At 62.4% G+C, this 26,406-nt stretch carries 25 protein-coding genes and 2 tRNA genes; 19 read left to right on the top strand and 8 right to left on the bottom strand.

The features are described 5' to 3' along the window. Nucleotides 1-262: 262 nt before the first annotated feature. Both VMP31_RS07290 and VMP31_RS07285 read left to right on the top strand, forming a co-directional pair. Entirely contained in the window at nt 263-1,507 is a 1,245-nt protein-coding gene (locus VMP31_RS07290; protein ID WP_325505557.1) for a murein hydrolase activator EnvC, read from the top strand. Between the two features lie 53 nt (nt 1,508-1,560). Continuing rightward, nucleotides 1,561-2,865, top strand: a complete 1,305-nt coding sequence (locus VMP31_RS07285) for a S41 family peptidase (protein ID WP_325505556.1) — start codon at nt 1,561-1,563, stop codon at nt 2,863-2,865. A 79-nt stretch (nt 2,866-2,944) separates the two neighbouring features. On the opposite strand, the gene VMP31_RS07280 is transcribed toward VMP31_RS07285, so the two are convergent. From VMP31_RS07280 to hisB, 7 genes are all read right to left on the bottom strand, one after another. Continuing rightward, the gene (locus VMP31_RS07280) at nt 2,945-3,700 is read right to left on the bottom strand and encodes an ABC transporter substrate-binding protein (RefSeq protein ID WP_325505554.1); all 756 of its coding nucleotides are present in this window, start codon (nt 3,698-3,700) and stop codon (nt 2,945-2,947) included. Between the two features lie 127 nt (nt 3,701-3,827). Further along, nucleotides 3,828-4,583, bottom strand: a complete 756-nt coding sequence (locus tag VMP31_RS07275) for an ABC transporter substrate-binding protein (protein WP_325505552.1) — start codon at nt 4,581-4,583, stop codon at nt 3,828-3,830. A gap of 214 nt (nt 4,584-4,797) precedes the next feature. Further along, the gene (hisF, locus tag VMP31_RS07270) at nt 4,798-5,568 is read right to left on the bottom strand and encodes an imidazole glycerol phosphate synthase subunit HisF (RefSeq protein ID WP_325505550.1); all 771 of its coding nucleotides are present in this window, start codon (nt 5,566-5,568) and stop codon (nt 4,798-4,800) included. 76 nt (nt 5,569-5,644) lie between these two features. Next, the gene (gene hisA, locus VMP31_RS07265) at nt 5,645-6,382 is read right to left on the bottom strand and encodes a 1-(5-phosphoribosyl)-5-[(5-phosphoribosylamino)methylideneamino]imidazole-4-carboxamide isomerase (protein ID WP_069520986.1); all 738 of its coding nucleotides are present in this window, start codon (nt 6,380-6,382) and stop codon (nt 5,645-5,647) included. Nucleotides 6,383-6,418: 36 nt separating this feature from the next. Further along, nucleotides 6,419-6,679, bottom strand: coding sequence for a DUF2164 domain-containing protein (locus VMP31_RS07260; protein WP_325505547.1), 261 nt, complete (start codon nt 6,677-6,679; stop codon nt 6,419-6,421). After that, on the bottom strand, nt 6,680-7,318 hold the full coding sequence (hisH, locus tag VMP31_RS07255) for an imidazole glycerol phosphate synthase subunit HisH (protein WP_325505545.1): 639 nt from the start codon (nt 7,316-7,318) through the stop codon (nt 6,680-6,682). Further along, nucleotides 7,318-7,911, bottom strand: a complete 594-nt coding sequence (hisB, locus tag VMP31_RS07250) for an imidazoleglycerol-phosphate dehydratase HisB (protein ID WP_325505543.1) — start codon at nt 7,909-7,911, stop codon at nt 7,318-7,320. The genes hisH and hisB overlap by 1 nt, the downstream gene beginning before the upstream one ends. A gap of 130 nt (nt 7,912-8,041) precedes the next feature. Here hisB and VMP31_RS07245 point away from each other — a divergent pair, with 130 nt between their 5' ends. The 4 genes from VMP31_RS07245 (at nt 8,042) to VMP31_RS07230 (ending at nt 12,689) form a co-directional block, all read left to right on the top strand. Then, nucleotides 8,042-9,337: a nitrate- and nitrite sensing domain-containing protein gene (locus tag VMP31_RS07245; RefSeq protein ID WP_325505541.1), complete on the top strand. Its 1,296-nt coding sequence runs from the start codon at nt 8,042-8,044 to the stop codon at nt 9,335-9,337. 323 nt (nt 9,338-9,660) lie between these two features. Continuing rightward, nucleotides 9,661-10,992: a CmpA/NrtA family ABC transporter substrate-binding protein gene (locus tag VMP31_RS07240; protein WP_325505539.1), complete on the top strand. Its 1,332-nt coding sequence runs from the start codon at nt 9,661-9,663 to the stop codon at nt 10,990-10,992. A 31-nt stretch (nt 10,993-11,023) separates the two neighbouring features. Further along, on the top strand, nt 11,024-11,896 hold the full coding sequence (gene ntrB / locus VMP31_RS07235) for a nitrate ABC transporter permease (RefSeq protein ID WP_325505537.1): 873 nt from the start codon (nt 11,024-11,026) through the stop codon (nt 11,894-11,896). Between the two features lie 10 nt (nt 11,897-11,906). Beyond that, nucleotides 11,907-12,689 (top strand): ABC transporter ATP-binding protein, encoded by a 783-nt coding sequence (locus VMP31_RS07230; protein WP_325505535.1) that lies wholly within the window; start codon nt 11,907-11,909, stop codon nt 12,687-12,689. A 140-nt stretch (nt 12,690-12,829) separates the two neighbouring features. Here the strand turns inward: VMP31_RS07230 and VMP31_RS07225 are convergent, their stop codons facing one another. Next, nucleotides 12,830-14,047, bottom strand: coding sequence for a sterol desaturase family protein (locus VMP31_RS07225; RefSeq protein ID WP_325505533.1), 1,218 nt, complete (start codon nt 14,045-14,047; stop codon nt 12,830-12,832). A 95-nt stretch (nt 14,048-14,142) separates the two neighbouring features. Here VMP31_RS07225 and VMP31_RS07220 point away from each other — a divergent pair, with 95 nt between their 5' ends. From VMP31_RS07220 to VMP31_RS07160, 13 genes are all read left to right on the top strand, one after another. Next, nucleotides 14,143-15,243, top strand: a complete 1,101-nt coding sequence (locus VMP31_RS07220) for an NAD(P)/FAD-dependent oxidoreductase (protein ID WP_325505531.1) — start codon at nt 14,143-14,145, stop codon at nt 15,241-15,243. Nucleotides 15,244-15,520: 277 nt separating this feature from the next. After that, entirely contained in the window at nt 15,521-17,752 is a 2,232-nt protein-coding gene (locus VMP31_RS07215) for an AsmA family protein (RefSeq protein ID WP_325505529.1), read from the top strand. Then, nucleotides 17,749-18,816, top strand: coding sequence for an A/G-specific adenine glycosylase (gene mutY, locus VMP31_RS07210; protein ID WP_325505527.1), 1,068 nt, complete (start codon nt 17,749-17,751; stop codon nt 18,814-18,816). Before VMP31_RS07215 ends, mutY begins: the two co-directional genes overlap by 4 nt. Next, nucleotides 18,813-19,085 (top strand): oxidative damage protection protein, encoded by a 273-nt coding sequence (locus VMP31_RS07205; RefSeq protein WP_325505525.1) that lies wholly within the window; start codon nt 18,813-18,815, stop codon nt 19,083-19,085. Before mutY ends, VMP31_RS07205 begins: the two co-directional genes overlap by 4 nt. A gap of 237 nt (nt 19,086-19,322) precedes the next feature. After that, nucleotides 19,323-19,398: transfer RNA gene (locus VMP31_RS07200), tRNA-Phe, on the top strand. Between the two features lie 258 nt (nt 19,399-19,656). After that, on the top strand, nt 19,657-20,430 hold the full coding sequence (locus tag VMP31_RS07195) for an ABC transporter ATP-binding protein (protein ID WP_325505523.1): 774 nt from the start codon (nt 19,657-19,659) through the stop codon (nt 20,428-20,430). Between the two features lie 17 nt (nt 20,431-20,447). Next, nucleotides 20,448-21,200 carry an ABC transporter substrate-binding protein gene (locus tag VMP31_RS07190; RefSeq protein ID WP_325505521.1) on the top strand — a complete coding sequence of 251 codons (753 nt, stop codon included), beginning with the start codon at nt 20,448-20,450 and terminating at the stop codon, nt 21,198-21,200. A 51-nt stretch (nt 21,201-21,251) separates the two neighbouring features. Next, nucleotides 21,252-21,947 (top strand): ABC transporter permease, encoded by a 696-nt coding sequence (locus VMP31_RS07185; protein ID WP_325505519.1) that lies wholly within the window; start codon nt 21,252-21,254, stop codon nt 21,945-21,947. Beyond that, on the top strand, nt 21,944-22,633 hold the full coding sequence (locus tag VMP31_RS07180; protein ID WP_325505517.1) for an ABC transporter permease: 690 nt from the start codon (nt 21,944-21,946) through the stop codon (nt 22,631-22,633). The genes VMP31_RS07185 and VMP31_RS07180 overlap by 4 nt, the downstream gene beginning before the upstream one ends. A 46-nt stretch (nt 22,634-22,679) precedes the next feature. Further along, a complete protein-coding gene (locus VMP31_RS07175; protein ID WP_325505515.1) occupies nt 22,680-23,897 on the top strand; it encodes a methyltransferase in 1,218 nt (405 codons plus the stop codon). Between the two features lie 291 nt (nt 23,898-24,188). Next, a tRNA-Thr gene (locus VMP31_RS07170) sits at nt 24,189-24,264 on the top strand. Between the two features lie 168 nt (nt 24,265-24,432). Continuing rightward, nucleotides 24,433-25,650, top strand: a complete 1,218-nt coding sequence (locus VMP31_RS07165; RefSeq protein WP_325505513.1) for a tyrosine-type recombinase/integrase — start codon at nt 24,433-24,435, stop codon at nt 25,648-25,650. Then, the gene (locus VMP31_RS07160) at nt 25,647-26,399 is read left to right on the top strand and encodes a hypothetical protein (protein ID WP_325505511.1); all 753 of its coding nucleotides are present in this window, start codon (nt 25,647-25,649) and stop codon (nt 26,397-26,399) included. The genes VMP31_RS07165 and VMP31_RS07160 overlap by 4 nt, the downstream gene beginning before the upstream one ends. Nucleotides 26,400-26,406 lie beyond the last annotated feature (7 nt).

Raw genomic sequence — 26,406 nt, 5'->3', positions numbered from 1 at the left:
CTTTTATCTTCCACCATCGCAGTTGGTGGGTCGGCGAATGAAGCGTCATCTACGCGCCCCGATCCACTCCACACAGTCGCGGCCTTTGATCGTTCCAGCGCTCCAGAATGGAAATGCAGTTGGTGACGCTCCGCGTCACGCTGCACGATGCACGGCGCTGCTCCCTGTGGCACAGCGCACTTTCCGGCATTTATGACTTGCAGCTTGCTGCTGGTTTTTTAGGCATACTAGGCGCGTCTCTGTCCCAGGTGCCGCCCGCCCCATGTTTCGCGCCCTTGCCCTGATTTTCCTGACCGTCCTGGTTGCGCCGGCCTTTGCCGACGAAAAAGTCGACGCCCAGAAGCAACTGGAAGCCGCCCGCGGCGATGTCGCCGAGCTGAAAAAACTGCTGGAGAAGCTGCAGCAGGAAAAATCCGGCGTGCAGAAGGACCTGAAGAAAACCGAAAGCGAGCTGGGCCAGCTGGAAAAGCAGGTCAAAGGCCTGCAGCAGGACCTGAAAAAGAGCGAAGAGGAAATCCAGCGCCTCGATAACGAGAAAAAAAAACTCGAGGGCGCGCGCCTTGAGCAACAACGGCTGATCGGCATCCAGGCTCGCGCCGCCTACCAGAGCGGTCGCCAGGAGTACGTCAAACTGCTGCTCAACCAGCAGAACCCGGAAAAATTCTCGCGCACCCTGAGCTATTACGATTACCTCAGCGAAGCCCGTATGGAGCAGCTCAACGGCTTCAACGAAACCCTGCGGCAACTGGCCAATGTCGAGCTGGACATTGCCAACCAGCAAGCCCAGCTGCAGGAACAGAAAAGCGCCCTCGACGTCCAGCACCAGCAACTCGCCGTGGTGCGCAAGGAGCGCCAGCAGGCCCTGGCCAAGCTAAATAGCGAATTTTCCGCCCGCGATCGCAAACTCAAGGCCCGCGAGCGCGACCAGGCACAATTTGCCCGAGTCCTGAAAACCATCGAAGAAACCCTCGCCCGTCAGGCCCGCGAAGCCGAAGCCACGCGCCAGCGTGCCCTGCTCGCCACCCGCGAACAGCCCCGCGTTAATACACCCGCGGCAGTCGCCAGCGGTCCGCAGGTCAGTTCGGGTGCCAGTGTTGGCGGGCCGTTTGCCAAGGCTCGGGGCAAGCTGCCCTGGCCCGTGGATGGTCGTCTGGTGGCGCGTTATGGCACTCCGCGCGGCGGCGACGCTCGAACCAAGTGGGACGGCGTCCTCATCGGAGCCTCCGCCGGCAGCCAGGTGCGCGCCGTGCACGGCGGCCGTGTGGTCTTCGCCGACTGGTTGCGCGGCTCCGGGCTTCTGGTCATTCTCGACCATGGCAACGGTTATCTAAGCCTGTACGGGCACAACCAGAGTTTGCTTAAAGACGCCGGTGATATGGTCACCGCCGGGGAACCCATCGCCACGGTGGGCAACAGTGGCGGGCAGGAAACCCCTGCGCTGTATTTCGCAATTCGCCAGCAGGGTCGCCCCAGCGACCCGGCCCAATGGTGCCGCACACAGGGATAGTCGGTGGTTGCAAGACACCGCGTTTACCGTTTCAGGACAGGAGTAAGTTCGATATGCCGCATTTGTTCCGCCTCACCGCTCTCGCGCTGGCTGCCAGCCTGCTGGGTCATGCCTCGCTGGTCCTGGCCGATTCAGCGCCGCCTCCAGCCACTGCGAACGCCAGTGCGCCCCTGCCCCTGGATGACCTGCGCACCTTCGCCGAGGTGATGGACCGGATCAAATCGGCCTATGTCGAACCGGTAAGCGACAAGACCCTGCTGGAAAATGCCATCAAGGGCATGCTCAGCAACCTCGACCCGCACTCTGCCTACCTGGAGCCGGAAGCCTTCCGCGACCTGCAGGAAAGCACCAGCGGCGAGTTCGGCGGCCTCGGCATCGAGGTCGGCACCGAAGACGGCTTTATCAAGGTGATATCGCCCATCGACGACACCCCGGCCTCGGCCGCTGGCATCCAGCCCGGCGATCTGATCATCAAGATCGACGGCAAGCCGACCAAGGGCCTGTCGCTGATGGAAGCGGTGGATCTGATGCGCGGCAAAGCCGGCAGCAAGATCACCCTCAGCCTGGTGCGCGAAGGCGGCAAACCTTTCGACGTGGAGCTGACCCGCGCGGTGATCAAGGTCAGAAGCGTCAAGAGCCAGCTGCTCGACGACGGTTACGGCTATGTGCGCATCACCCAGTTCCAGGTCAACAGCGGCGAAGAAGTCGGCAAGGCGCTGAACAAGCTGCGCAAGGACAACGGCAAGAAGCTCCGCGGCCTGGTGCTGGATCTGCGCAACAACCCCGGCGGCGTGCTGCAGGCTGCGGTCGAGGTGTCCGACCACTTCCTCAAGAAGGGCCTGATCGTCTACACCGAAGGGCGTATCGCCAACTCCGAACTGCGCTTCTCCGCCGACCCGGCCGATGCCAGCGAAGGCGTCCCCCTGGTGGTGCTGATCAACGGCGGCAGCGCCTCGGCTTCGGAAATCGTTGCCGGCGCTCTGCAGGATCACAAGCGCGGTGTGCTGATGGGTACCGACAGCTTCGGCAAGGGTTCGGTGCAGACCGTGCTGCCACTGAACAACGACCGCGCCCTCAAGCTCACCACCGCGCTCTACTACACCCCCAACGGCCGCTCGATCCAGGCCCAGGGCATCGTCCCGGACATTGAGGTGGCGCGCGCCAAGCTGACCCGCGAGCAGGATGAGTCGGGGGTCAAGGAAGCCGACCTGCAAGGTCACCTGGGCAACGGCAATGGCGGCGCGGACAAGCCGAGCAAGGGCAAGACCGGCACCCCGGCCCGCCCGCAGGACGACGACTACCAGCTGAGCCAGGCCCTCAACCTGCTCAAAGGCCTAAGCGTTACCCGCGGCGACTAACGCCACCCCAGGCCCGCACCAAGCAGCAAACAGCCCGGCCTTGATCACTCAAGGCCGGGCTTTTTTATACGACAAACAACTACAGGTAGTTACTGGTCATCTCTTCGATAAAGCCTTCGGCGCGCAGCTCATCCAGCGCCTTCTGCAGGCGCTCGATCACTTCGTCCGGGGTGTCCCTGTTCATTGCCAGGTACAACTGGGCCTGATTCATCTTCAGGACCACTCGCAGACCAGTGATGCCTTCCTGGCGGGCCATATAGCGCCCTGCCGGGTCATCGGTTGCCCACAGATCAATCTGCCCCTTGGCCAGCTTGCGCGCATTCTCCTGGTCGCGCAGGGCGATCACCAATGGAATGTTCTGGCTTTCCAGGGACTGTGTCACCGCATTGTTCTTGTAGGCACCGATCTTGTACTTGGCCGCCTCCTGCAATGAAGCGACGTTGATCGTGCTATCCGGAGCGGCAACCAATACCCACGAGGTATCACCCAAGGGCCCGACCCACTTGAACAAGGGCTCACGCTCGGCGGTTCTGGTGGTCGAAAACAGGCCGTAGTTGGGCTTGTCCAGAGTCAGGCGGTACAGGCGATCCCAGGGGAAGCGCAGGCTCAGGCTGTAATCGATATTGGCGCGCTTGAACATCGCGCGCACCACTTCCGCGCTGATGCCATCGATGCCGTCGTCGCGGGCAAAGTTCTTGTCATCCACCGACATATTGAACGGCGGGAAATTTTCCGTCAGCAGCACCACTTTATAGTCGGCCGGCAACTCGGCGTGGGCGGCAAAGGCACTGAGGACAAGGCCGAACAACAGACTGCTTTTTATCGTTTTCAACATAAGTCTTCCCGCTCGCAAGATTTGTGATTATGGCTAGCGGCATCCCTGTTCGGGCGGATGCCAGGCGACTTGACGTCAACCATCCCTGGCCGCGAGCCGGCTTGTGACCGCCCCGCCGGTTTTCACATTACAGATAATTGCTCAAGATTTCGTCGACAAAACCTTCGCTGCGCATCTTGTCCAGTTCAGCTTGCAGCTTCTGTACCACTTCATCCGGCACCTCCTTGTTGAGGGCCAGGAAGAGTTCCGCGCTGTCAAAACGCAGGATGGTTTTCAGCCCGCTGATGCCTTCCTGTTTCGCCAGGTAACGTCCGGCGGGGTCGCCGCTGGCCCACAGGTCGATCTGTCCGGCCATCAGTTTCTTGGCGTTTTCCTGGTCGCGCAGGGCGGTGATCGGCTCCAGGCCCTTCTCCACCAGGTACTCGGCAATCGCATCGCCCTTGTAGGCCCCTACCCGGTACTGTTTGGCATCGTCCAGGCTGTTCAGGCTGATAGTGCTGTCGCTCTTGCCGAGCAAGACCCAGTCATCCGGGCCGATAGGGCCGACCCACTTGAACAGGTTTTCCCGCTCGGGCAGGCGGGCGGTAACGAACACACCATAGCCGGGTTTTTCCAGGGCCAGTTTGTAGATCCGGTCCCAGGGAAACCGCAGGGTCATGTTGTACTGAATGTCGGCACGCTTGAACATTTCGCGAATGATGTCCGCGGCAATCCCGTCGATATTGTCTTCATGGGCGAAGTTCTTACCGTTGATCGCCATGTTGTAGGGCGGGAAGTTCTCCGTCAGCAGCACCACCCTGTAGCCGTCGGGAACCTCGGCCTGGGCGCTGGCGGCCAACAGCCAGCTTGCACCCAACAGCGCAATCGACAGGGATCTGAACATAGCAACTCTCTTTCCATTGAAACCGGACTGGGACGCAGCATAACCAGCAGCGTCGACCAGGCCTAGGCTTTGCAAGCTAAAAGCGACCGAGCGGTCGCACACAGACATATGCAGTCGAGCTCGGCCACGACCCACCGGGCGTGACCGCACACTCTAACCAAGTAAGCGACAAACTGTTGTCGACCCGTACTCAAGCTGAGCCGGGCCAAACCACTCAGCGCACGACGATGCCGCGGCTGGCCAGGTAGGCCTTGGCTTCCGGCACGGTGTATTCGCCGAAGTGGAAGATGCTCGCCGCCAGCACCGCCGCCGCCTTGCCTTCGAGAATACCGGCGGCCAGGTGCTCAAGGTTGCCGACACCGCCGGAGGCGATCACCGGGATGCCGACCATTTCACTGATGGCGCGGGTCACGCCGAGGTCATAGCCGCTCTTGACGCCGTCCTGATCCATGCTGGTCAGGAGGATTTCGCCGGCACCGAGGTCTTCCATCTTCTTCGCCCAGAGCACGGCATCCAGGCCAGTGGGCTTGCGCCCGCCATGGGTGAAGATTTCCCAGCGCGGGGTTTCGCCCGGCTTGGAGACCTTCTTCGCGTCGATGGCGACGACGATGCACTGCGAGCCGAAGCGCGAGGCGGCCTCGCCGACGAACTCCGGGGTAAATACCGCGGCGGTGTTGATCGAGACCTTGTCCGCGCCGGCATTGAGCAGGTTACGAATATCCTGCACGGTACGCACGCCGCCACCGACGGTGAGCGGGATAAATACCTGGCTGGCCATGCGCTCAACCGTATGCAGGGTGGTGTCACGGCCGTCACTGCTGGCGGTGATATCGAGAAAGGTAATCTCGTCGGCACCCTGCTCGTCGTAACGGCGGGCGATCTCCACCGGGTCGCCGGCGTCGCGGATATTCTCGAACTGCACGCCCTTGACCACGCGGCCGTTGTCCACGTCGAGGCAGGGGATAATGCGTTTTGCCAATGCCATACGGAGCTCCCGTAGGGTGGGTGCAACCCACCGATAAAGATTGCGTCAGTTGCGGCGGGTTTCACCCGCCCTACGGTCAGCCCTTGAAGTTATCGCAAAAGGCCTGAGCCTCGGCCACATCCAGGGTGCCTTCGTAGATGGCACGGCCGGTGATGGCACCAATGATGCCCGGCGAACGGGCCAGCAGCAGCTTCTCGATATCACTGAGGTTGTGGATGCCACCGGAGGCGATCACCGGAATGCGGCTGGCGGCGGCCAGGGCCGCGGTGGCCTCGACGTTGCAGCCCTGCATCATGCCGTCTTTGGCGATATCGGTATAAACGATGGCGGATACACCGTCAGCCTCGAAACGCTTGGCCAGGTCGGTGGCCTGCACCGTGGACACTTCCGCCCAACCGTCAGTGGCAACAAAGCCGTCTTTGGCATCCAGGCCGACGATCACCTTGCCGGGGAAGGCCTTGCAGGCGTCGGTAACGAACTGCGGATCTTTTACCGCCTTGGTGCCGATGATCACGTAGCTGACGCCGGCACGCACATAGTGCTCGATGGTTTCCAGGGTGCGGATGCCACCACCGATCTGGATCGGCAGGGTCGGGTAACGCTTGGCGATGGCGGTCACCACCTCGCCATTGACCGGCTGGCCTTCAAAGGCACCGTTGAGATCGACCAGGTGCAGACGGCGGCAGCCGCCCTCGACCCACTTGGCGGCCATGCTTACCGGGTCATCGGAGAACACCGTGGAGTCTTCCATGCGGCCCTGGCGCAGACGCACGCAAGCGCCGTCCTTCAGATCGATAGCGGGGATAATCAGCATCGGTTGAACCTGCTCAAGTCGTGTGAATTCGGTGGGTCAGCTCTTTTCCAGCGCCCAGAGGTCGCTTTCGATGCTCTCGAACCGTTCTTTCAGGTGAGTCTGCACATCGAAAATCGCCCGATTGTAGTAGTGCGGCGCAATCTCGCGGGCGAATAGCTCAAGGATCTCAGCCGCCTCGAACGAGCCCAGCTCCAGCTCGAAGCGCTCGGCCATAAAACGCTTGAGCACCAGGCAGGCTTCACGCTCCTGCTCGGCGCTCAAGGTCATCAGCGGCGGCTTCTGCTTGGCCCGGCTCATTTACCAGCGACCATCCCAGGCGGCGAAGTTCTGCAGCAATTGCAGGCCATGGGTATGGCTCTTCTCCGGGTGGAACTGCACGGCGAAACGCGAACCCTCGGCCAGGGCCGCGGCGAAGTCCTTGCCGTAATGGCCGCGACCGACCACCTGCTGCGGCTTGCCGGCCTCGATGTAATAGCTGTGCACAAAGTAGAAGCGCGCCATATCGGGAATGTCGTGCCACAGCGGGTGCTTGACCGACTGGCTCACTTCATTCCAGCCCATATGCGGCACCTTTAGCGGCTCGCCGTCTTCGACCATGTCCTTGCCGAAGAAGCGCACCTTGCCGGGGAACAGACCGATGCAATCGACGCCATCGTTCTCTTCACTGTGCTCCAGCAGCGCCTGCATGCCCACGCAGATGCCAAGAAACGGCCGGTCCTGGCTGACTTCACGCACCAGGCTGTCGAAACCCAGGCGCTTGATCTCGGCCATGCAATCGCGAATCGCGCCGACGCCGGGGAACACCACGCGGTCGGCTTCGCGAATCACCTGGGCATCGCTGGTTACCAGCACCTTGCCGGCACCGACGTGTTCGAGAGCCTTGGCCACCGAGTGCAGGTTGCCCATGCCGTAGTCGATTACCGCGACTGTTTGCATTACAGACAGCCCTTGGTCGACGGCATTTTCCCGGCCATGCGCGGGTCCAGCTCGGTGGCCATGCGCAGAGCGCGGCCGAAGGCTTTGAACACCGTTTCGATCTGGTGGTGGGTGTTGGTGCCACGCAGGTTGTCGATATGCATGCTGACCAGGGCGTGATTGACGAAGCCCTGGAAGAACTCCTGGAACAGGTCCACATCGAAGCCGCCCACCACCGCACGGGTGAAAGGCACATGCATCTGCAAACCGGGACGGCCGGAGAAGTCGATCACCACACGCGACAGCGCTTCGTCCAGCGGCACATAGGAATGGCCGTAGCGGGTCATGCCCTTCTTGTCGCCGATGGCTTTGGTGAACGCCTGGCCGAGAGTGATGCCGACGTCTTCCACGGTGTGGTGGTCGTCGATATGCAGGTCGCCCTTGCACTGGATATCCAGGTCGATCAGGCCGTGGCGGGCAATCTGATCGAGCATGTGCTCGAGGAACGGCACGCCAATATCAAACTTGGCCTTGCCGGTACCATCCAGGTTGATCGAGACCTTGACCTGGGTCTCCAGGGTGTTGCGTTCGACGCAAGCCGTACGTTCGGCCATCACCTGCTCCAGAATTGCTCACGGAAAAAGGCTACCATTATAGGGGCAAAGCTGCCCTGGGGATACGCACCCCGCTGGCTGGACTGCATCTTGCAGACGTCCGGATATTTGCCATCCCGAGGCGGCGATCATGCATGAGCGGAAAATGCCGGCCACCCTGCGCTTTATGCTGGCGGCCCGGCGCAGCGAGTTGCTCGGCCTGGAAGACCTGTCGCAGACCTGTGAGCTGGTCACCCGCATCAGCCAACTGGTGCACGCCCTGCAAAAAGAGCGCGGCTATTCGAACCTTTATCTGAGCGGCAACGCCCCGCACCAGCGCCTGCAGCTGGACGGCCTGAGCCAGGCCGCCGACAGCCTGGAACGCCAGGTGCGCGACGATCTTGAACGCATCGACCAGAACGGCCTCGGCTCGGCCGACAAGGCCCGCCTGTTCACCCGCATCGCCTATGCCCTGCACAGCCTCGACGAGCTGCCGGCGCTGCGGCGCAAGATTCGCGAGCACCGAATCAGCATGCAGGACGCCACCGCTGCCCTGGTACGGCTGATCGGCGGTCTGCTGGCGGTGGTCTTCGAGGCCGCCGACACCGCCATCGACCCCGCCATCACCCGCAGCCTGGTGGCGCTGTTCAACTTTATGCAGGGCAAGGAACTCGCCGGCCAGGAGCGCGCCCTGGGCGTCGCCGGCTTCGCCAGCGGCTATTTCACGGCAGAGATGCTCGAACGCCTGGAACACCTGCTGGAGTGTCAGGAGCGCAGTTTCGTGACCTTCAGTCGCTTCGCCAGCCCGGCGGCCCTGGAGCTTTGGCACAACCTCTGCGCCAGCCCCAGCAACGCCCAGGCCTGCCGCCTGCGCGAGATTGCCCGGCGCACCCACGCCGACGCCCGGGTCGACTGTCAGCTCGGTGAACTCTGGTTCGAACTGCACACCGCGCGCATCGACGCGATGAAAAGCGTCGAAACCTGCCTGGAGCAGGACTTACTGCAACGCTGCCAGCAGAGCATGCAGCGCATTCGCAGCGACCTGCACAGCCACCGCCGCCTGCTCGATGGCCTCAGCGATATGCATGCCGCCGCCGAGCAGGCCAGGCTGTTCAGCGTGCACAACAGCGACCGCGACAACCCGCCCGAGGAAGGCCCGGGTGCCAACCTGGCGCGCTCGACCCTGGATTTGCTGCAGAGCCAGACCCAGCGCCTGCAGGGCATGCACGATGAACTGCGCGAAGCGCGCCAGGCCCTGGACGAGCGCAAGCTGGTGGAGCGCGCCAAGCAGTTGCTGATCAAGCAGCAGGGTTGCAGCGAGAGCGAAGCCTATGCCCGGCTGCGCCAGGCCGCGATGAACCAGGGCCTGCGCCTGGACGAGGTGGCCCAGCGTCTGCTGGCACTCAACGCCGAGCTGCCCACGGCCAGCCCCCGACAAAAGCACTGAACTCAGGCACGCGTCAGCAGCCACGCACCGCGAACGCGCACGGTCATTCGCCGCAGCGGCCGATCAGCGCGGCACTCGGCCAGAGCGAACGAACGCAACGCTCGCCTGGTCGGGCAACGCAAACCGTTGATCTGACAGGCGCGACCGTCCCGAGACGGCATCAGCGAAGACATTACGCACATCCTGGCACGGCTTTCGCTATGGCTAGAACAAGCTTGGCAGCAATGCCGAGCGCCACAATCCAATCCGGACAACGATGTCCACGCCACCGGCTCAGCCGGTCGGCGTGACATCGTTTTTTTTCGCCCAGAGGAAACCGAGCCATGACCGACAAGCCGAGCAATGACGACAGCAACAGCGTACTGATGGCCTCGCGCCGGCGCTTCCTGAAACAGTCGATAGTCGCCGCCAGCGGCATCGCCCTGCTCGGCGGCATGCCGATGGGCCTGTCGTCCAGCGCCTGGGCTGCCGGCGGTGACGTTGAAACCACCAAGGCCAAACTCGGCTTTATCGCCCTGACCGATGCCGCGCCGCTGTTTGTCGCTGCCGAGAAGGGCTTCTTCGCCAAATACGGCATGACCGAGGTGGAGGTGCTCAAGCAATCCTCCTGGGGCACCACCCGCGACAACCTGGTGCTGGGCTCGGCGAAGAACGGCATCGACGGCGGCCATATCCTCACCCCCATGCCCTACCTGATCAGCGCCGGCATCGTCACCCCGAACAACCAGCCGGTGCCGATTTCCATCCTCGCCCGCCTCAACCTGGCCGGCCAGTGCATCTCGGTGGGTGAGGAATACCGCGACCTGAAGATCGGCGTCGACAGCACGCCATTCAAAGCAGCCCTGGATGCCAAGAAAGCCAGCGGCAAGAAAATCAGCGCCGCCATGACCTTCCCCGGCGGCACCCACGACCTGTGGATGCGCTACTGGCTGGCCGCCGGCGGCATCGACCCGAACAACGACATCAGCACCATCACCGTGCCGCCGGCGCAGATGGTCGCCAATATGAAGGTCGGCAGCATGGACACCTTCTGCGTATGCGAGCCGTGGAACGCCCAGCTGATCAACCAGAAGATCGGCTACACGGCCAACACCACCGGCGAGCTGTGGCACAACCACCCGGAGAAATCCTTCGCCATGCGCAGCGATTACGTGGCCGCCAACCCCAAGGCCGCCCAGGCTCTGACCATGGCGATCATGGAAGCGCAGATGTTCTGCGAGCTGCCGGAAAACAAGGAAGAAGTGGCGAAGATCTGCTCGCAGCGGCGCTGGATCGGCGCGCCTTATGCCGACATCGTCGACCGCATGAAGGGCAACTTCGCTTACGGCACCGGCAAGGTGGTGGAGAACCATCCCGAGCAGATGCGTTACTGGGACGATTTCGCCTCCTACCCGTTCCAGAGCCACGACCTCTGGTTCCTCACCGAGAACAAGCGCTGGGGCTACCTGCCGCGTGATTTCGACAGCCAGGCACTGATCGCCCAGGTCAACCGCGAGGACATCTGGCGCGCTGCCGCCGCCGCCCTGAGCCTGCCGGCCGAGCTGATTCCCGCCTCGACCTCGCGCGGCGTCGAAACCTTCTTCGACGGCAAGGTGTTCGACCCCGAAAACCCGCAAGCCTACCTGGACAGCCTGACCATCAAGGCCATGGCCTGAGCGCCATACACCGCCTGCGAGGAGACACCCGATGAACGCCAACGTCAAAATCGAGCCCGCCGCCGTGGCCAGCCCGGCAACCCAAGCCACGCCCTCGCGGCTTAGCCGTATCGGCACAAGCCTGCAGCAAACGCTGCTGCAGAACCTGTTGCCGCCGCTGGTGATCCTGCTGGTGCTCGGGCTGATCTGGGAAATGCTCTGTTCGGGTGCCGGCGCGGCTCTGCCGCCGCCCTCCCAGGTGCTCAGCGATACCTGGGAGCTGATTGTCGACCCCTTCTACGACAACGGCGGCAATGATGTCGGCCTGGCCTGGCAACTACTGGCCAGCCTGCAACGGGTGGCGGTGGGTTATCTGCTGGCGGTGGCGGCGGGGGTTGCCCTCGGCGTGCTGATCGGCCAGTCGGACTGGGCCATGCGCGGCCTCGATCCGCTGTTCCAGGTGCTGCGCACCGTGCCACCGCTGGCCTGGCTGCCGCTGTCCCTGGCGGGCTTTCAGGACAGCCATCCGTCGGCGATCTTCGTGATTTTTATCACCGCGATCTGGCCAATCATCATCAATACCTCAGTGGGTATCCGCAATATTCCCCAGGACTACCGCAACGTCGCACAAGTGATCCAGCTGAATGCCTGGGAGTACTTCCGCATCATCATGCTGCCGGCCGCCGCGCCCTATATCTTCACCGGCCTGCGCATCGGTGTCGGCCTGTCCTGGCTGGCGATCATCGCGGCGGAGATGCTAATCGGCGGGGTCGGTATCGGCTTCTTTATCTGGGATGCCTGGAACGCCTCGCGCATCAGCGACATCATTCTCGCCCTCGTCTATATCGGCGTAGTCGGCTTCTTCCTCGACCGCCTGGTGGCCTTCGCCGGCCGGCGCATCACCCGCGGCATCCCCGCCGCCTGAGGGTTCGGACATGAGCTACCTCTCCATCGAACAACTGGACAAAAGCTTCGTGCGCGGCAACCTGGCCTCCCAGGTGCTGAAGAACATCAATCTGCGTATCGACAAGGGCGAATTTATCTCGATCATCGGCCACTCCGGCTGCGGCAAGTCGACGGTGCTGAATATCGTCGCCGGCCTGCTCGACCCCAGCCTCGGCGTGGTCATTCTCGACGGCAAGGAAGTCAGCGGGCCCGGCCCGGACCGCGGCATGGTGTTCCAGAACCACTCGTTGCTGCCCTGGCTGACGGTGTTCGAGAACGTCGAAGTGGCGGTCAACAAGGTGTTCAAGCGCAGCATGAGCAAGGCCGAACGCCGCGAGTGGATCGAGCACAACCTCAAGCTGGTGAGCATGGGCCACGCCCTGGACAAGTACCCCCAGGAGATTTCCGGCGGCATGAAGCAGCGCGTCGGCATCGCCCGCGCCCTGGCGATGAAGCCCAAGGTGCTGCTGCTCGACGAGCCCTTCGGGGCCCTCGACGCCCTCACCCGCGCCCACCTGCAGGATGAGGTGATGCGCATCCAGGCGGACCTGGGCAACACCATGATGATGATCACCCACGACGTCGACGAGGCGGTGCTGCTGTCGGACCGCATAGTGATGATGACCAACGGCCCCTCGGCCACCATCGGTGAAATTCTCAAGGTTGACCTGCCGCGCCCGCGCGACCGCATCGCCCTGGCCGACGACCACGAATACAACCGCTGCCGTCGCGCGGTGCTGAGCTTTCTCCACGACCGCCATCGCTTGCAGTAAGCGACAGCTTTCGCGGGCCCGGCCCCTCTCACAAAGCATTCGGCAGCGTACGCCGATACGGAGATCCACCTCGGTCAAGGTGGGAGGGGCCGGCCGGCGATCCGCTTTAGCCGCGAGACTCGCAAAAGATTTATCAAAGGCTAAACCCGCACCAACCGGCGCGGCCGCGCGCCCAACCACAGCAACCAGACCAGGCTACCCAGGCAAAAAACCAGCAACCCCAGCGCCAGCGGCCACTGCCCCGGTGTCAGCCACAGTCCCCAGCCCAGGGCCAGAGCGGCCATCAGCAGCAACCGCGCATACTCCAGCGGCCATAGCGCACGTCGCCCCTCGAACAGCAGGCCGAGGCTGACGCAACCGGCGAGAATCGCCGCCACCAGCAGCCAGGGCTCCCACAGCGCCGCGCTTTTCACGCTGACAAGAAAACCCAGGGCCAGGGCATTGATCGCCACAAACTGGGCAAAGGCATAGGCCTTGAGCGCCGCCGGGTAGGCCCGTTCAAACTTCTCCGCGCCCATCTTCGGCCAGGGCCGGTCGCGTACATCCTGCGGCCGCCAGCCGGTGGGCATCCACCATAGGCGCAGCTTGTCCCACCAGGACGCGGTCGCCCGCGCATCGGCCCAGAGCAGCCGCCACCAGCTAAATTGCAGACGGATCGGGTCGAAGGTGCTGACCGGCGTGGTTACCCCATAACGCACCGGCTCGCGCTCCTCGGCGTAGGTGCCGAACAGCTTGTCCCAGAAAATAAAGACGCCGCCGTGGTTCCTGTCGATATAGCAGTCGTTCTGCCCGTGGTGCACCCGGTGATGACTGGGGGTGACGATGACCTGCTCCAGCCAACCGAGGCGACCGACATGCTGGGTATGAATCCAGAACTGGTAGACCAGCTGCACGCCGAGCAATACGAGAAACACCGGCAACGGCACCCCGAGCAGCGCCAGCGGCAGGTAGAAGGGCCAATCGAAGGCGGTCTGGAACGCGCCCTTGCGCAGGGCGGTAGACAGGTTGAAGTCCTCGCTGGAATGGTGCGGCTGGTGCGCGCCCCACAGCAGGTTATGTCGGTGCAGGGTGCGATGGGCCCAGTAGAAGCAGAAGTCCACCGCGATAAAACCACCCAGCCATAGCCAGGGCGAAGCAGGGTTCCAGTCGAACAGCCGCCCATGCTCGTAGAGCCAGGCATAGGGCAGGATCAGCAGCAGGCGCAGCGGACCTTCCAGCAATACCCTTAGCACCGCCGTGTTGATGCTGGTGCTGGCGTCAGCCAGGCGGTAGGTGTGCCGGCCGGAGTGGCGCTCGTAAGCCAACTCCAGCAGCATCAGCAGGATATACAGCGGAAACGCCAGCACTGCGACGTTCATGGCCACCTCACAGGTTCTTGTTATGCTCCCAGCCTAACCCTGACCTGCGCAGTGCGCGTCAGCCAAACCCGCCAATCCGCAGCACCGAAAACGCCATGGACAGTATCGACACCCTGATTATCGGCGCAGGTGCCCTCGGCCTGGCCTGTGCCGCGCGCCTGGCCACACCGGGCCAGAGTACCTTGATAGTCGAAGCAGAAAGCCTGATCGGCAGCCACAGCTCCAGCCGCAATTCCGAGGTGATCCACGCCGGCCTGTATTACCCGCCCGGCTCGCTCAAGGCCGAGCTGTGCCTGGAAGGTCGCGAACGGCTATATGCCTGGTGCCGTACACACCAGGTGGCGCACCGACAGCTGGGCAAGCTGCTGGTGGCGGTGGAAAGCGCGGAAATCGCCAAGCTCGAACAGCTCCACGAAAACGCCGAAGCCTGCGGCGTGTACGACCTGCAGCCCATCACCCAGGCCCAGCTGCAAGCGCTGGAGCCGGCGGTACGCGGCAGCGGTGCCCTACTCTCGCCGAGTACCGGGATTATCGACAGCCACGCCTATCTGCAGTCGCTACTGGCGGTGGCGGAAAACCGCGGTGCGCAGCTAGTCCTGCACACCCGGGTCGAGCAGCTGCGGCATAACGGCGCGGGCTGGATAGCCTCGGGCAGCAGCAACGGCGAGCCGTTTCAGCTGCAGGCGCAGCGGGTGATCAATGCCGGTGGCCTGTTCGCCCAGCAACTGGCCGAGCATACCGAGGGGCTGCAAGGCGTGCCGCCGCTGCACCTGTGCCAGGGCCGCTATTTCAGCTACAGCGGCCGCGCGCCCTTCCGCCACCTGATCTACCCCATGCCGGAGGCCAACACCGCCGGCCTGGGCATCCACGCCACCCTGGATCTGGGCGGCCAAGTGCGCTTCGGCCCGGACACCCAGTACCTCACGCAGATCGACTACCGGGTCGACGAGCGCCTGCACGAGCCCTTCGCCAGCGCCATCCGCCGCTACTTCCCGAGTCTCGACAGCGCGCGCCTGGTGCCCGGCTACAGCGGCATCCGAGCAAAACTCGCAGGCCCCGGGGAACCGGCCGCCGACTTCCTTATCCAAACGGCCAAGGAGCACGGGCTGCCCGGCCTGATTAATCTGTTCGGCATCGAATCGCCAGGATTGACCGCCAGCCTGGCTATTGCCGAGCGCGTGGCGCAAGCACTGTAAGAGCCGACCTGCTGCGCGTCGGCCCTGCGGCGTTAAAAACAGACTCGGAATGCTCATGTACAAAAGTACACTCGCATGCGAGCCCAGTCCGCTTCCTCGCCTGTTTTTGCCTTGCATGGCTCTAGCTCGCGAGCTCGTAAGAAACAGGCTGTAAAAGCCGCTTGCAAAATCACCGCGCAAACGGGACTGTCGGCGGTCCAGGTAAAGACGCTGGCGCTATACTCGCCCGCGCAGATTGCTGCTCTTCACTATCAAGCTTCGAAACAAGGATTCGCACATGAAAGCGCTCGGCAAAATTCTCGGCCTGTTTTTCCTCGGGCTATTGCTGATCATCGTGGCGCTGGGCTTCGCCCTGACCCATCTGTTCGATCCCAACGATTACAAAGATGAAATCAGCCAGCTGGCCCGCGACAAGGCCAACCTGGAGCTGACCCTCAACGGCGATATCGGCTGGAGCCTGTTCCCCTGGCTCGGCCTGGAGCTGACCGAGGCCACCCTGGCCAGCACCAGCACCCCGGACCAGCCCTTTGCCGACCTGCGCCTGCTTGGCCTGTCGGTGCGCGTGCTGCCGCTGCTGCGCCGCGAAGTGCAGATGAGCGATATCCGCATCGACGGCCTCAACCTCAACCTGCAGCGCGACGAAAAAGGCCGCAGCAACTGGGAAGATGTCGGCAAGCCGCCGCAAACTGCTACCACCACGACCACCAGCAGCACCGACAGCGCCACCAAGCCGGCCACCGAGCAGCCTGCAAGCCCGACCCCGAGTGCCCAGCCGATCAAGCTGGATATCGACAGCCTGATCGTCAACGGCGCGCGCATCGACTACCACGACGTACAGAAGGGTCAGCAATTCAGCGCCGAAAGCATCCAGCTGACCACTGGGGCCATTCGTGAAGGGGCCAATATCCCGCTCAAACTCAGCGCCTTCTTCGGCACCAACCAACCGGTGGTCCGCGCCCGCAGCGAACTGCAGGGCGAACTGCGCTTCGACCGCGTACTCAAACGCTACCAGCTGGAAGACGCCAAGCTGTCTGGCGAAATCTCCGGCGAACCCTTCGACGGCCAGACCCTGACCTACACGGCCCAGGGCCAGCTGCTGGTCGACCTGGCCGCCCAGGTTGCCGAATGGAACGGCCTGAAGTTCTCCGGTAACCAGCTGCGCGCCCTCGGCGAGCTGAAGGTCCGCGACCTCGACAAGGCCCCCAAGCTGAGCGGCGGCCTGTCCATCGCCCCGCTCAACCTGCGCGAATTCCTCGCAACCATCGGCCAGAAACTGCCGCCGATGAAGGACGAAACAACCCTCGGCCAGTTCGAGCTGGTCACCCGCCTGACGGGCACGGACAACAGCCTGAACCTCGAAGAGCTGCAGCTGAAACTGGACGACAGCAGCTTTACCGGCAAACTCTCCATCGCCGATTTCGCCAAACAGGCCCTGCGTGTGCAGCTCAAGGGCGACCGCCTGGACCTCGACCGTTACCTGCCGGCCCCCAGCAAGGACAGCCAGAACGCCAGCGCCGCGCGCAAGGCCGAGGTCAAGGAAAGCGTGGCCAATGCCGGGCAGAGCGGCAGCACGCCACTGCCCGACGCACCGACCCAGCAGGCCTGGAGCCGCGACCCGCTTCTGCCGATCGAACTGCTGCGCAAACTCGATCTGCAACTGGCCCTGAGCCTCGACCAGCTCACCGCCCAGCAACAGAGCTTCGACAAGTTCAACCTCAAGGCCAACAGCCGAGCCGGCCTGCTGACCGTCGAAGAGCTGCGCGGCAACCTCGGCAGCGGCAACTTCGACGCCAAGGCGAGCCTCGATGTGCGCCCGGCCACGCCCCTGCTCAAGGTGCAAAAGACCCTGACCCGCATCGCCGTCGAACCCTTCCTGAAGAAGCCCGACCAGCCTTCGCCGCTCAAGGGCCTGCTCGACTTCAAGGCCGACCTGAGCACCAGCGGCAACAGCCAGCAAGCCTGGATCGAAGGCCTCAACGGCACCGCCAGCTTTGTTCTGAATGACGGTGTACTGGTTGACGCCAACCTCGAACAGCAGCTGTGCCGCGGTATCGCTACCCTCAACCGCAAGGTGCTGAGCAGCGAGCCACGCAGCAAGGACACCCCCTTCGACAGCCTGCAAGGCACCCTCAGCCTGCGCAACGGCGTGGCCCACAACCCGGACCTGAAAGTCCGCCTGCCGGGCCTGACGCTTAGCGGCAATGGCGACCTCGACCTGCGTATCCTCGGCCTGGACTACCGCGCCGGCATCACCCTGATCGGCGACCAGCGCGAAATGCCCGACCCGGCCTGCCAGGTCAACGAGCGCTATGTCGGCATCGAGTGGCCGTTGCGCTGCCGCGGCCCGCTGGAAATGGGCGGCAAAGCCTGTCGCCTGGATCAGGACGGCATGGGCAAGGTGGCGGCCAGACTGGCCGGCAACAAGATCAACGAGAAGCTTGAGGAAAAACTCGGCGACAAGGTCAGCCCCGAGCTGAAAGACGCGCTCAAGGGCCTGTTCAACCGATGAGTCCCGAGCAGTTCTCCGACGCAGTACTGAACTGGTACGACAGCCACGGGCGCAAGGACCTGCCCTGGCAACAGGGCATCACGCCTTACCGCGTGTGGGTCTCGGAAATCATGCTGCAGCAGACCCAGGTCAGCACCGTGCTCGGCTACTTCGACCGTTTTATGGCCGCCCTGCCGACGGTAAAAGACCTGGCCGAAGCGCCGGAGGATGAAGTACTGCACCTGTGGACAGGCCTGGGCTACTACACCCGCGCGCGCAATCTGCAGAAAACCGCGCAGATCGTTATGACCGAACATGGCGGCGAGTTTCCCCGCGATGTCGACCAACTCACAGAACTTCCCGGCATCGGCCAATCCACCGCCGGAGCCATCGCCAGCCTCAGCATGGGCCTGCGCGCACCGATCCTCGACGGCAACGTCAAGCGCGTGCTGGCCCGCTATGTGGCCCAGGAGGGCTATCCGGGCGAGCCGAAAGTAGCCAAGCAGCTGTGGGCGGTGGCCGAGCGCTTTACCCCCCACACCCGGGTCAACCACTACACCCAGGCGATGATGGACCTCGGGGCCACCCTGTGCACCCGCAGCAAGCCCAGCTGCCTGCTCTGCCCGCTCAAGAGCGGCTGCCAGGCGCACCTGCTCGGCCTGGAGATCCGCTACCCAATCCCCAAGCCGCGCAAGGCCCTGCCGCAAAAACGCACCCTGATGCCGCTGCTGACCAACCCGGCTGGCGAAGTGCTGCTCTATCGCCGTCCCTCCAGCGGCCTCTGGGGCGGCCTGTGGAGCCTGCCGGAACTGGATGCCCTAAGCGCCCTCGACGCCCTGGCCAGCCGCCACGACCTGCAACTGGGCGAACGCCGCGAACTGAGCGGGCTGACCCACACCTTCAGCCACTTCCAGCTGGCCATCGAACCCTGGCTGGTGCAGGTCAACGCCGCGCCGGCCGCCGTGGCCGAGGCCGACTGGCTCTGGTATAACCTCGCCACCCCGCCGCGCCTGGGCCTTGCCGCCCCAGTCAAGAAACTGCTCAAGCGCGCCGCCGACAGTCTGCTTACAGGAGAGCCCGCATGACCCGCACCGTACAGTGCCGCAAGCACAAACAGGAACTCCCCGGCCTCGACCGCCCGCCCTACCCCGGTGCCAAAGGCGAAGACATCTACAACAACGTGTCCAAGCAGGCCTGGGAAGAATGGCAGAAACACCAGACCCTGCTGATCAACGAACGCCGCCTGAACATGATGAACGCCGAAGACCGCAAATTCCTCCAGACCGAGATGGACAAATTCCTCTCCGGCGAGGAATACGCCCAAGCCGAAGGCTACGTGCCGCCGAGCGAGTAACCGCAACACCCTCCCCTGAGCCCGGATGCAATACGGGAAAGAGTCGCCCCAGAACTGCATCCGAACTCCCCTACGCCGCACTCACCTGTAGAAGCGGGCTTGCCCGCGATCAGCTCGCCCCACCAGCCCCAACCCCCAGCGAAGCCCCTGCCGAACCTAACCGCCCGTAATAATTAAATATTTTTCAAACTCACGCTTGACACCTACCCCTCAAATCCGTCTAATAGCGCCCCGTTAGCCCGGGTAGCTCAGTCGGTAGAGCAGGGGATTGAAAATCCCCGTGTCGGCGGTTCGATTCCGTCCCCGGGCACCACTAACACCGAAAAACCCCAAGCGAATATCACTTCCTTGGGGTTTTTTATTGCCTGCGATTTAGCGCACAACCGCTTATAAACCCGCTGAAATTGTGTACGCGCGACAGCCAACTGCAGCCAGGCGACAGCGTGACCCGACGACCGCTCCACGGCCGGTAAACGGCTTGGCGGTCAGCGAAACGCTATGCTAGCTTGACGCCACCGCCAGGAAGGCCAGTCACCCGCCTGAGCGCATTCGAACAAGAAGAGGACCCCCCATGGCCGAGGCCACGCCCGCGCTGGAAATTCGCGATCTGCATAAACGCTATGGCGACCTCGAGGTGCTCAAGGGCATCTCTCTGACTGCCCGCGACGGCGATGTCATCTCCATCCTCGGTTCATCCGGCTCCGGCAAGTCGACCTTTCTGCGCTGCATCAATCTGCTGGAAAACCCGCACCAGGGGCAGATCATCGTCGCCGGCGAAGAGCTCAAGCTCAAACCCGCGAAGAACGGCGAACTGGTCGCGGCCGACGGCAAGCAGATCAACCGTCTGCGTAGCGAAATCGGCTTCGTGTTCCAGAATTTCAATCTGTGGCCGCATATGAGCGTGCTCGACAACATCATCGAGGCACCGCGCCGGGTGCTCGGTCTGAGCAAGGCCGAGGCCACCGAACGGGCCGAGGCGCTGCTGGCCAAGGTCGGCATCGGCGACAAGCGCCACGTCTACCCTAACCAGCTTTCCGGCGGCCAGCAGCAGCGCGCGGCGATTGCCCGCACCCTGTGCATGGAACCCAAGGTGATCCTGTTCGATGAGCCAACTTCGGCCCTCGACCCGGAGATGGTACAAGAAGTGCTTAATGTGATCCGCGCGCTCGCCGAAGAAGGCCGCACTATGCTGCTGGTAACCCACGAAATGGGCTTTGCCCGTCAGGTGTCCAGCGAAGTGGTGTTCCTGCATCAGGGCCTGGTTGAAGAACAGGGCCCACCGGCGCAGGTGTTCGACAGCCCCAACTCGGCGCGCTGTAAACAATTTATGTCCAGCAATCACTAAACACGGAGCTACTACGCATGCAGAACTACAAGAAAATCCTGCTGGCCGCTGCCGCTACCCTGGCATTCGCCGGCAGCGCCATGGCTGCTGAAAAACTCAAGATGGGCACCGAAGGCGCTTACCCGCCGTTCAACCTGATCGACGCCAGTGGCCAGGTCGGCGGCTTCGACGTGGAAATCGGCCAGGCCCTGTGCGCCAAGATGAAAGTCGAGTGCGAAGTGGTCACCTCTGACTGGGACGGCATCATTCCGGCCCTCAACGCGAAGAAATTCGACTTCCTGATCGCCTCCATGTCGATCACCGAAGAGCGCCAGGCCGCCGTCGACTTCACTGAACCCTACTACACCAACAAGCTGCAGTTCATCGCGCCGAAAAGCTCGGACTTCAAGAGCGACAAGGCCAGCCTCAAAGGCAAGGTAATCGGTGCCCAGCGCGCCACCATCGCCGGCACCTGGCTGGAAGACAACCTGGATGGCGTGGTCGACATCAAGCTCTACGACACCCAGGAAAACGCCTACCTCGACCTGTCCTCGGGCCGTCTCGATGGCGTGCTGGCCGACAGCTTCGTCAACTGGGAATGGCTCAAGAGCGATGCCGGCAAGGACTTCGAGTTCAAGGGCGACCCGGTTTTCGACAACGACAAGATCGGCATTGCCGTACGCAAGGGCGATGCCCTGCGTGAGCGCCTGAATGCCGCACTGAAAGAAATCGTTGAAGACGGCACCTACAAGCAGATCAACGACAAGTACTTCCCCTTCAGCATCTACTAAGCAGCCGGCCCTGCGCCGCCGTCACGGCGGCGCGGGCTTCTGAGCGCCCCCATGAATTTCGATCTCTACGGATTCGGCCCGGCCTTGCTTGCTGGCACCTGGATGACCATCAAGCTGGCGCTTAGTGCACTCAGCCTGGGGTTGGTGCTGGGCTTGCTCGGTGCCCTGGCCAAGACTTCACCGTACAAGCCGCTGCAATGGCTTGGCGGCACCTACTCGACCATCGTGCGCGGCATTCCCGAGCTGCTCTGGGTGCTGCTGATCTATTTCGGCACCGTGCAGCTGATGCGCAACCTCGCCGACCTGCTGGGCATCGAAAGCCTGGAGTTGAGCGCGTTCGCCGCCGGCACCATCGCCCTGGGCATCTGCTTCGGCGCTTACGCCACAGAGGTGTTCCGCGGGGCCATCCTGGCCATCCCCAAGGGCCATCGCGAAGCCGGTCAGGCCCTGGGCCTGTCCAAGCCGCGAATCTTCTGGCGACTGATCCTGCCGCAGATGTGGCGCATCGCCCTGCCCGGCCTGGGCAACCTGTTTATGATCTTGATGAAGGACACTGCCCTGGTCTCGGTGATCGGCCTGGAAGAGATCATGCGCCGCTCGCAGATCGCGGTAACCTCGAGCAAAGAACCTTTTACCTTTTTCCTGGTGGCGGCCTTTATCTACCTGGGCCTCACCGTACTCGCCATGATCGGCCTGCACTTCCTTGAGAAGCGTTCCAGCCGCGGCTTTGTCAGGAGCGCGGGATGAACTGGGAAGTAATTATCAAGTGGCTGCCACGCCTGGCCGAAGGGGCCATGCTGACCCTGGAGCTGGTGGCCATCGCCGTCGTCGCCGGGCTGATCCTGGCCATCCCCATGGGCATCGCCCGCGCCTCTCGGCACTGGTACGTACGCGCCCTGCCCTACGGCTATATCTTCTTCTTCCGCGGTACACCGCTGCTGGTGCAGCTGTTTCTGGTCTACTACGGCCTGGCCCAGTTCGACGCCATCCGCCAGGGCCCACTCTGGCCCTACCTGCGCTCCCCCTACTGGTGCGCCATCCTGACCATGACCCTGCACACCGCAGCCTATATCGCCGAGATCCTCCGCGGCGCGATCCAGGCCGTGCCTCAGGGCGAGGTCGAGGCGGCGCGGGCGCTGGGCATGTCCCGGGCCCAGACCATGTTCTATATCATCCTGCCGCGCGCCGCGCGCATCGGCCTACCGGCCTACAGCAACGAAGTGATCCTGATGCTCAAGGCCAGCTCCCTGGCCAGCACCGTGACCCTGCTGGAACTGACCGGTATGGCGCGCACCATCATCGCCCGCACCTACCTGCCGGTGGAGATCTTCTTCGCCGCGGGCATGTTCTACCTGCTGATCGCCTTTATCCTGGTGCGCGGCTTCCGGGTGCTGGAACGCTGGTTGCGGGTCGACGCCTGCCAGGGCCGCTAAGCCGGGGGCGGTTGCCGCCCCCGCGCAATCAACGCCAATATGCCCCATGAACGACCATCCCCTTAGCGGCCCTGCCCTGCTGCAACGCTTCCACGCCCTGGACAGCTTCCTTATCGAGCACCAGGCCCTGTGGCGACCACGGCCCTTTACCCACCACCCGGCCCTGCCCTGGGAAGCCAGCTACCCGGAACTGGCGGCCTGGCTCAGCGCGCGCAGCCTGGAACAGGCCGAAGCCGCACACAACCAGCCCCACCTGCTCCCAGCCCCCGCACCATTTCCCCAGCTGGCCGCACAAGCCCAGGCCCTCAGTCAGCTTGGCGACCTGCCACAGCAGCCCCAGCCAGCAGCCCCCGCACACCTGGGCGTCGATGTACCCGGGCGCAAATGGCAGCAGATCGAGGCCTTCGCCAGCTGCCTGCAATTTGCCCAACCCGCCCAGCACTGGCTCGACTGGTGCGCAGGCAAAGGCCACCTGGGGCGTCGCCTGGCCCATGGCGGCGGCGCACTGAGTTGCCTGGAGTACGATCCAGCACTGGTCCACAGCGGCCAGCGCCTTAGCGATAAACTCGGCTTGGCGGCGCAGCATATCGAGCAGGACGTGCTGGCCGCCAACGCCCATCTGCAACTCGCCAGCAGCCATACCCCGGTGGCCCTGCACGCCTGCGGCGACCTGCACGTGCGCCTGCTGCAACTGGCCAACGAGACCGGCTGCCGGCAACTGGCGGTCGCGCCCTGCTGCTACAACCGCATCGCCGCGCCGAACTACCAGGCTCTCTCGACCAGCGCCCAGGCATCGTCCCTGCAGCTGTCGCGAGATGACCTGGCCCTGCCGCTAAGTGAAACGGTCACCGCCGGGGCCCGGGTGCGCCGCCAGCGCGACCAGTCCATGGCCTGGCGTCTGGCCTTCGATCTGCTGCAACGCCAACTTCGCGCCAGCGACAGTTACCTGGCCACCCCCTCCCTACCCAGCGCCTGGCTGCACAAGGACTTTGCCACCTACTGCACCGACCTGGCCGCCCTCAAGCAACTGCCGCCCCCCGCAACGCAAGACTGGCCGCACCTGGAACAACAAGGCTGGCAACGCCTGGCCCGGGTGCGCAACCTGGAACTGCTGCGCAACCTGTTCCGCCGCCCCCTGGAACTCTGGCTGCTGCTGGATCGCGCCCTCTACCTGGAAGAACAAGGCTACGCCGTGCGGCTCGGCCACTTCTGCCCTAGCCAACTGACCCCGCGCAACCTGTTATTACTGGCCGAGCGCCACTGACTTGCCCACAGCATCTGTGGATAACTCTGTTGATAGATTCTGGGCAGATTCTTGAAAAGCCCACCGCCGCAACGATCCGCAGCGCTGTATATTTTTTGCTCTACAAATAAATTCAATTAAAACAGCTAGTTAAGCAATAACGTGAAGCGACGCACAAAAACCTATTGACCCACCCAGAACCCACTCGAATTTGTGCATAAAGATTTTCCTGCTGATAACGAAGACTGCACAACACTCGCCGCAGACGGCTTTACTCGGCCACGCGAATGGATATAATGGCGGCCCGCAAATGCCGGTATAGCTCAGCTGGTAGAGCAACTGACTTGTAATCAGTAGGTCCCGGGTTCGATTCCTGGTGCCGGCACCATCTAAACGTTTCATGCAGTGCCACGCAGTGTCATGAACACCCCAGAAAGCCCGCCTAGTGCGGGCTTTCTGTTTCATGCAGTGCCATCAAGTTCCATCCAAGCGCTTGCCATTTGAGTACCCACACAAGTACCTTTGATTGGTTCAACAATCTTTGGGTACTCGACTCATGCCATTGACCGTCCTCCAGGTGAAGAACGCCGCGCCACGCGACAAGGATTACGGCCTTGCCGATGGCGGCGGATTGCTTCTGTGGATTCGTGCCGCAGGAGGAAAATCCTGGCGATTCCGCTTCCGTCTGGATGGTAAGCAGTCCCACATCTCCCTGGGTACTGTCGACAAGGTGGCGCTGGCTCAGGCCCGCCAATTAGCCTCTGAAGCCCGCCAACTCGTAGCGCAAGGCATGCATCCAGGGCTGGAGCGTGAGGCCAAGAAAGCGCAGGCAGCAATAGCGCGAGCTAACACCTTCAAGGGGCTAGCGCTGGAATGGCACCAACACAAAGCGCCTCGATGGTCGGAGGGATACGCCAACGACGTTTTGGAGGCCTTCGAGCGGGACATCTTCCCCCAGGTGGGAAGCTTGCCCCTCGCCACCATCAAGCCAATGCAGTGGCTGCACGTATTCCGCAAGATCGAGGCACGGGGGGCGCTTGAGGTACTGCGCAAGACTCGCCAACGCTGCCAAGAGGTGTACCGATATGCCATCGCTACTGGCCGTGCTGAGTACAACCCCATAGCGGATATTGGCGGCGCATTACAGACGCCCACCTCAAAACACTATCCGTTCTTACCCATCGCAGAGCTTCCGGAGCTGTTGCGCTCCATCCAGGCCTGCCCAGGTAACGACACCGTCAAGGTCGCCACTCGCCTTTTGATTCTGACGGGGGTACGAACGGCTGAACTGAGGGGGGCTCCCTGGTCGGAGTTTGATCTCGATAAGGGGCTCTGGCTGATCCCTGCTGCGCGCATGAAGATGCGACGCGCTCACCTGATCCCACTTCCCAAACAGGCGGTGGCAGCACTGCGTGAACTGGAAAACATTACTGGTGGATACACGCTCGCTTTCCCTGGCCGTATCGATCCGGCAAAGCCAATGAGCGAGGCTGCCATAAACCAATTGCTGAAGCGCTCTGGCTACGACAAACGCGCTACGGGCCATGGATTCCGCCACACAATGTCCACCACTCTGCACGAGCAGGGATATCCAAGCGAGTGGGTTGAGACCCAGTTGGCGCATGTGGACAAGAACAGCATTCGCGGCACTTACAATCATGCTCAATATCTGGAGGGGCGGCGAGAGATGCTTCAGTGGTATGCCGATCACTTGGATGCTTTGGCATGCAGCAGTGCCGGCCCCTCTATCGCAGAGGCGGAGGAAGTCGCATGAATGATGATGTGATGCGCTTATCTGATTTGGTGCCGGAGTACGCTCGCCGCTATAAAGTCAGTCTTTCGGATGCTGCTTATGAGCTGCATGAACTATTTATTGAACTGAACACTGATCATCACTTGAAGCAGCCCTTTAAGGCTATCCCGGATCAGGTTGTTTGGGTGGGGAGAGTAGGGAGTCCCACGCGCACGGCCAAGCCTTATAAATTATATTTTTCGACGCTTGCTGAATACCTGAATGACTTTATTGATTCGAACTGTAATTCCGAATCTAAATTTGTGCGATGCCTCTATGCTGGTGAGCATATTGATGCTAAAGACATTCCATCAGGCATCATATATTTGTCAAAATCGGCTCTTGGTGAGTGGATTCTTGATGCAGGGATTGAGCTCCCAGAGTTCATATTAAGCAGTAGTGCAGGCGAGAGATCCGAGAAAGATAAGAGCGGGAGTGGATTTAAAGAGCAAGAGCTTGGAACCATTAGTAAGATCATGAGTGGTTTGGTTGAACTTATTAAGGAAGTTGATAAGGCTCATCGTGAACCGCCAACTGATTACGATGGTAAGAAGCGCGCAGATAAAATTAAGACCCATGCCTCTAGGCTCAACAATCCACCACGTAAGAAATTTGATGTGTACTCTGCCTTGATATCTTTCGCGGAGGACGCCGGAGTTGATATACCCACAGATCATCAAACATTGAGAAAATACATGCGTGCCCAGTCAAAACCCAATAATGGGGCATGAGTTTTCA

The organism is Pseudomonas sp. (assembly GCF_035512415.1).
Taxonomy (GTDB): Bacteria; Pseudomonadota; Gammaproteobacteria; order Pseudomonadales; family Pseudomonadaceae; genus Aquipseudomonas.
Note: the sequence above shows the minus strand (reverse complement) of the source record. Positions and strands in the feature narration are given on the sequence as shown.